Origin of the sequence: Vibrio sp. V33_P6A3T137, assembly GCF_009904835.1 — a bacterium.
Classification (GTDB): domain Bacteria; phylum Pseudomonadota; class Gammaproteobacteria; order Enterobacterales; family Vibrionaceae; genus Vibrio; species Vibrio metschnikovii.
The window spans coordinates 21,358-28,147 of sequence record NZ_WXWK01000135.1; the positions used below are offsets into that span (position 1 = coordinate 21,358).

Below are 6,790 nucleotides of genomic sequence, written 5' to 3' on the forward strand. Positions count from 1 at the left end.
TTAAGGCCCCCATCACTGGATATCGGCTTTAAGTTAAAAAAAGGCCATATTAAAGACCAGACCTCGACATTCGTTTAATGCTCGTAATCCTCTATGACCACAGAGACGTCTGGAAAAGCGTACCGAGTATCAAAACGATATACGGCTTGAATTTGCTGACCGTGGTTTATATAACGAATCGATTCACATAACTCGGTTGCAAATAGTAAATCTTGATCATCATGCGTCAACTCCGTTTGCTCAGTATTAACGTCTGTCAACGGTCGCCCATTATGTTCGAGAATAAACAACACCCTTTGCTGCTGAGGTTGATAATCGACCTGAAAACGGATCCAGTAATCGTCAGCTAATTCCTCAAGCAACTGCTCTCGCTGTTGGTGGTAAAGCACAAAACCGTCAGGATGACTTTTGAGAGCCGTCGATAAACCAAGTAAACCTTGTTCAATAATCTTCGTAAACAGTTCCGATAAAATTGAACAGATAAAATCCAGATGATCGCCAACTTGAATAATCCCTTTTAAAAATAAACGAACTTCATTCATGACGATGATCTGCTTTAATACCGAAGCGGAAAAATAGAGTTCACTTTTACAAGGAATTAAACTGGGAGAAGAACCGAGCGTCGGCTGAGTATTTTGGGCATTAATGATCGGAAAAGACATGGCAAGGATAGAGAGATCTTCATCTTGCCCTGCTGGTGAAAAAGCGTGCACCGCCGAATCAATCAGGCTGATGAACGATTGAGTCGATGCTTGTGTCAATAATGTTTCCAGCCGTTGTCGACCAAACACTTCGCCGTTTTGATGACGAGTTTCAATAACCCCTTTCGTGCAGCAGACAATACTCTGCCCTGGTGAGAGTTTAAAGTGTTTGATATCACAACGAAACATTTCACTCGGTAGAACACCTAAGGGCTGATGTGTCGATGCCAAGCGTTTCACCAACTGACGATTCGGCGATAATATATAACCGTCAGGCATTCCTCCCCCCCACCAAGAGATTTCAAAACCGTTGGAGTGTATTTCAAATAAATGAGCCGCAACATGAATACTTGGGGGCAAAAACGTTGCCAATTCTTGATTAAGCTCGACAACCATTTCGCTTAATGCACAACCTCGTTCCGCCAATGCAAAAAAAGCGCGAGTCGCAGGAATATTAGCAATCGCAGCAGGCAACCCATCGACACTAGAGTCGGCGATCATCACATAAATTCCACCATAACGACGCCGAGCCACCAAGATCAAATTACCGTTAAAAATCGTTGAAGGCGTAGAGATGTAATGAATACCATAAATCGGTTCGATTTGTGCGCTCATCTCTTCGACCAAATTACTGAAAATCGACTCTGCTACCGAGTAATCATGCTGGACTTGATCTTGGAATATTTGTAACTGATCACGCTGCAAGATCAGTTGCTGATGCATTTTGACAATCCGATAGTGCGCCTGTATTTTGGCTAATAAGACACTTTTTTCGATTGGTTTAGGAATAAAATCATCACCGAGAGCAAGGCAGCGAGAAAAAGAGTCTTGATCATCCAATGCCGTGAGAAACAAAATAGGAATATGCTGATCAGGAAAAGCCGTACGGATCTCTTTTGCGGTAGTAAAGCCATCTTTTACTGGCATGATCACATCGAGAAGAATAATGTCGGGTAAAGGATCCATCTTTTTCATTGCCGCGACCACTCCCTGACCATCGGCAAAAAGATCAACATGCGGCGTAATATGACTCAACATAATACGGCACAATTCTCGGTTGGTCGCATGATCATCGATGATCAACACTCTCATACTCGGCCTCACTGACTGTGCGTGTTATTCATTTTTAGACGATTAAGGCCTGTTAGCCTTAGCTATTTCATCGGCTCTATCGATAAAAATGAGCCAAGAACATCGCAAGAGTAACAAACCCTATGCATAAAAATATAGTTCAGTTTATGAGTTAGAGCGAATAGCTTTGCTGATCAAAAGAAGAAGCCAATGATTTATTAACCTGACTTTTAGCCAACTCTCCCAACCTAGACTAAGCCCGTTGCTAGCGGGCTTAGGCAAGCACCACTAGCTTTAGCAGTAAGAAAGTGCTCATTCCAACGACTGTCGTAAGCAGGACATTTTTACTTAACCAAGCCAGTAAACCAGAAAGTAGTGCGGCGAGAAGATAGGGGTTGTTCCACTCTAGCCACAATGTTTTTTCAGGCATAAACACAATCGGCGCCCAAATCGCGGTCAGTACCGCAGGCCCTGAGTAGCTAAGTAAACGCTGCAATGTCGGGCTAATACGCAGTGGCAGCTTAGGTTCAAGCAACAGATAACGGCTAAGAAACACCAGTGCTGTCATGGAAAGTATTGAAAGCATGATCATGGGCGAGCTCCTAATAAACGTTCAGCACCGTAGCCAGCGAGCATTGAGCCAATACTGGCAAACATCAGGCTGCCTTCAATATCCATCACGGTGAGTGACACCGATAACACCAAGGCTGTCAGTACCGAAATGAGCACTGGCCAGCTTTTGATATTCGGGATCACAATCGCGATGAACGTGGCGGCAACAGCGAATTCCAATCCCCACTGATTGAGATTGGGTAAATAGCTGCCCGCGGCAATCCCGACCAAACTGGCCAAATTCCAAATCAGATAAAAACTCAGCCCTGCGCCTAACGCATACCAGCGATTAAACTGCTTATCAGACTGCGCGCCGCAAATCGCAAACAGCTCATCGGTGAGTAAAAATCCCAACGTGAGCCGCCAGCGTAAGGGCAATCGGCTGATTTTGCTGCGCATCGATACGCTGTACAAAAAATGGCGTGAGGTAATAAACAAAGTTGCTATCAACAAACTCAGTAACCCCGCACCCGTTTTAAACATGCCTATAGCGACTAACTGTGCCGCCCCAGCAAACAAGATCGCCGACAAGGCTTGGCTCTCGACAACGGATAAGCCCGCTTCAATCGCAAACGAACCTGTCAGTAACCCCCAAGGCAACACCGCAATGCTCAACGGCAGCATAGCGACTGTGCCCTGCCAAAACAGTCGCGTGGGGGTAGGTGAATCATCAATGGTTAACACTTGGCTATTCATACTTTTTCCAATTCATAGGAGAAAACCTCATACCTTTTTTACCTTAAGCGATCAATCGTTTAGATAAAACGTTGTTTGATATTGTTCGGGATTATCAAAGCACAGGGATAAGCTGGCGATCTTGGATAATCTTGCGTCGCTTAACTACGGTTTGGCGTACTGTTTGGGAGTGATACCGAGCGCTTTTTTAAAGTGGCGATGCAGATGGCTTTGATCATGAAAACCGCACTCTTGCGCGGTATCTGAAATACTCAACCCCTGTTTTAAGAGTTTTTTGGCAAGGCGTAAACGTGCTTGGATTTGATAAGCGTGTGGCGGCAAACCAAACTGATTTTGAAACGTCCGCACCAGATAAAAAGGGCTTAATCCCGCCAGTTGTGCTAGCTCTTCGAGCGAGACATCGGCCTGTGGAAAATCATCCAGAAACTCTTTAACCAGCAGTAATGGCCGTAGTGCAGATATCAGTTGTTCGGCTTTTGGAGCGGTGCGGCTATGGCGCGTCATCAACTTGACTAAGCTGGCGTAAATTAAGGTTTCGCGCAGCAAGCGGTTAGTCGATTTTTCAAGGGTTTCAAATACTAAGCGCAGTTGGCTTGCAAGCTCAGGATCATACACCACCGCTTGTGGAAAATAAGGTGCGCCTGTATTCGCGCCAATCTCGTTGGCGACCGTGGCAAACTGCTCAGGCAGTGGATACATAGCTTTATACGCCCAACCGCCTTCGACGGCAGAGTGTCCGGTGTGCACTTCATCGGCGTTGACTAAAATAATGCTGTCTTGCGGCGCAATATGATTGCCGCCGGTGCGATAAAAAGATTGAGCGCCGCGCTCAATCACACCAACGGTATACCCTTCATAGCTGTGGCGAGAAAAATTCTGCGTTTCGTATTGGGCATCAAGCAACTCTAGGCCGCCAAATTCATCGGCAATCTGAAATTTTGCTTGTTCTTTACTTTTGCCTGCTGAGTCACTCATCATGCTTCCTTGTAGTTTACCTTAGAAGTCTACTGCAAAGTACGGAGAAGTTTTTGTACAAAATTGCGCTTTTACACCAATCAAAATCCACATTATGTTATCCCCTTCCTACTTGAAGCTGCAGAGGTGTTGGCTTCGTTCCTCCCAATCACGTAGTGTGTCTATGCTCACGAGGATGAACTCGCTTGCCGCCTACCTGCAAATCTAAGTAGCTTGGGTATAATATCTCTGGCTAGAAATGAGGTTATTTGGATTATCTTTCATATGGAAATGGCGGTATGTCTCTTATAAAATCCGCCGCTTTACTGCTTTAGCAAGATTTTCAACATGACTGATGTTTCGGTATTACCGGTTTATCTCACTGCGGTATTAGCGATCAACCAACAATAAATACATCAATGCCCAAATCAAACTTGTAGAATGTTTTGTTTGGGCATGATGCTGGGCTTTCGATTGTTTTGTGTTGTCCTCCCATCATCGATGATGGCTGAGAGTCGTTAGCGGTAAAAATCAGTCCCTAAGAGCTTTGATTAAAACCGAGGTATCCATCCGGCCAAGTCCCTGAGCAGACAAATCACGATAACGTTGCGCCGTTGCTTCCGTCATCGGTAAAGACAAGCCATGACGCTCAGCCTCATCCAGACAAAACTGCAGATCTTTGATCATCCAATCAATAGCAAAACCAAAATCAAAGCGGTTCTCAGCCATACTGATTGCACGATTCTCCATTTGCCAAGAGCCTGCGGCGCCATTTTTTAAACAAGCGATCATGGTTGGAACATCCAAGCCTGCTTTTTCAGCTAATAACAAGCCTTCAGACAGTCCATTTAAGATGCCAGCGATGCAAATTTGATTGACCATCTTCGCACTTTGCCCTTGACCAACCTCCCCCATCCGTATTGCAGAACGACCATAAGCGGCAAAAACCGGTTGTAGCTTTTCAAATAGCGTTTGCTCTCCACCACACATAATGGTCAATTGCCCATTCTCAGCGCCAGCTTGTCCACCAGAGACCGGAGCATCCATAAAGCTTATTCCCTGCTCTTTGGCCGCTTGTGCAAGCTCTCGGGCAAGCTCAGCGGACGTCGTAGTGTGATCGACTAACATAGCATTTGGCTTCATTGCTGATAGCGCGCCATGCTGGCCAAGCGTAATGCTACGGACATCATCGTCATTACCGACACACATCAGCACGACATCAGCATCAGCGACACATTCAGCGATGGTCATTGCCGCGCGGCCAGAGAATCGCTGAGACCAAGCAATGGATTTTTGCTGATTACGGTTAAAAACACTCACCTCAAAACCCGCATTGGCTAAATGCCCAGCCATCGGATAACCCATCACACCTAAACCAAGAAAACTGACTTTCATGATAATTTCCCTATATTGAATAAGATTGACATGCTAAAAACGTAAAAAAGCCGAGACAAGCTCGGCTATTAATAATTACTCAACGTCAGCGTTATGGTAAACCTGCTGAACATCGTCACAGTCATCCAGTAAATCGAGGAATTTCTGGAATTTTTCAGCATCTTCACCCGTCACAGCGGTACGATTTTGTGGTACGAAGGTGATTTCTTCAACATCTAAGACTAAATCAGGAAAAGCATTAGCCAATGCCGTTTTTACTTTGAAAAACTCGGTGTGAGGTGCAAACACGGTAATCACATCGTTGTCTAACTCAATATCCGTCACATCGGCGTCTTCCATCATCAGCGCTTCAAGGATCGCCTCTTCGTCACTGCCTTTGAATTGAAAGACCGCTTGATGATCAAACATGTGTGCAACGACGCCTGGAGTTCCAATTTTCGCTCCAGTTTTCACAAAGCATTGACGAACGTCTTGATAAGTACGGTTACCGTTATCGGTTAAACAATCAACGATCACGCTTGCGCCGCCTGGGCCAAAACCTTCATAGCGGGCAGGTTGATAATCTTCACCGCCACCGCCTGTTGCTTTATCCAACGCTTTATCAATAACATGGCCAGGAACTTGATCTCTTTTCGCTTTAGAGATCAGGTGGCGAAGAGATAAGTTCATATCTGGATCTGTGCCACCATTTTTTGCACACATGTAAATTTCTTTACCGTACTTGGAATAAACTTTAATTTTTGCGCCTTGAGTTTTCGCCATAGAGGCTTTGCGCACTTCAAAACTTCTTCCCATCGGGATCTTCTCTCTTATTCAATTAAATACGATGGTTACAGCAATCAAGAGTGATCTTGGCTGTTTAATCATGAACGCTACGCTACGCCCATTACTCGTTTGTACTTATCTACTGACTGTTGAAACCAAGCTTTCTCTTGTTCAGAGTTCAGTTTGGCTAGCTGCTTAGTGATCGCTTCCGGTCCACATTTAGCCTGCTTGATCTGCCAAACTAAAAAAGAGGCCTGTTTATCAAGCTCTATCTTGTTTTTCTGCTCCGCATCCAGCAACGCAAGGTTAAAAGACATTAGTAAACCCACAATCAGTAAAAACGTGATGCGAAATATAGCATAGGAATTGTAAAAATTAAGAGTCAAAATCGCGCTTTGGGCTGCTTTAAGCCAAGAAATCATCAAAAATAAAGGGCGGCCTTAGCCTAATGCCAGTCAGTTAAGCTGACTGGCTTTCTTTTTATTGGGGTATTTCTTTGCCTTTGGTTTTATTGCTCTCGGATATATCCGCTCTTCTCGTTTAATGGGCAAGACATGGTGTATCGCCTCTTCCTGCAAGTGAGTAATGCGCTTAGG

Annotated in this window: 7 protein-coding genes and 1 pseudogene; all 8 read right to left on the minus strand. The window is 44.9% G+C overall.

The genetic code is table 11. The features are described from left to right. Positions 1-74 precede the first annotated feature (74 nt). Positions 75-1,793 carry a PP2C family protein-serine/threonine phosphatase gene (locus CAG60_RS12725; protein ID WP_161439081.1) on the minus strand — a complete coding sequence of 573 codons (1,719 nt, stop codon included), beginning with the start codon at positions 1,791-1,793 and terminating at the stop codon, positions 75-77. Positions 1,794-2,046: 253 nt separating this feature from the next. Next, positions 2,047-2,364, minus strand: a complete 318-nt coding sequence (locus tag CAG60_RS12730) for an AzlD domain-containing protein (protein WP_161439082.1) — start codon at positions 2,362-2,364, stop codon at positions 2,047-2,049. Continuing rightward, complete coding sequence (locus tag CAG60_RS12735) at positions 2,361-3,080, minus strand: AzlC family ABC transporter permease (protein WP_161439083.1); 720 nt, start codon at positions 3,078-3,080, stop codon at positions 2,361-2,363. The genes CAG60_RS12730 and CAG60_RS12735 overlap by 4 nt, the downstream gene beginning before the upstream one ends. 144 nt (positions 3,081-3,224) lie before the next feature. After that, positions 3,225-4,055, minus strand: coding sequence for a helix-turn-helix transcriptional regulator (locus CAG60_RS12740; RefSeq protein ID WP_161439084.1), 831 nt, complete (start codon positions 4,053-4,055; stop codon positions 3,225-3,227). 510 nt (positions 4,056-4,565) lie between these two features. Continuing rightward, a complete protein-coding gene (locus CAG60_RS12745) occupies positions 4,566-5,429 on the minus strand; it encodes an NAD(P)-dependent oxidoreductase (protein WP_161439085.1) in 864 nt (287 codons plus the stop codon). Positions 5,430-5,504: 75 nt separating this feature from the next. After that, on the minus strand, positions 5,505-6,224 hold the full coding sequence (locus CAG60_RS12750) for a YebC/PmpR family DNA-binding transcriptional regulator (protein ID WP_040905215.1): 720 nt from the start codon (positions 6,222-6,224) through the stop codon (positions 5,505-5,507). A 77-nt stretch (positions 6,225-6,301) separates the two neighbouring features. Beyond that, entirely contained in the window at positions 6,302-6,511 is a 210-nt protein-coding gene (locus CAG60_RS12755; protein ID WP_004396839.1) for a DUF3283 family protein, read from the minus strand. 138 nt (positions 6,512-6,649) lie between these two features. Continuing rightward, positions 6,650-6,790, minus strand: a pseudogene (locus tag CAG60_RS12760) (IS4 family transposase); the annotation flags it as partial.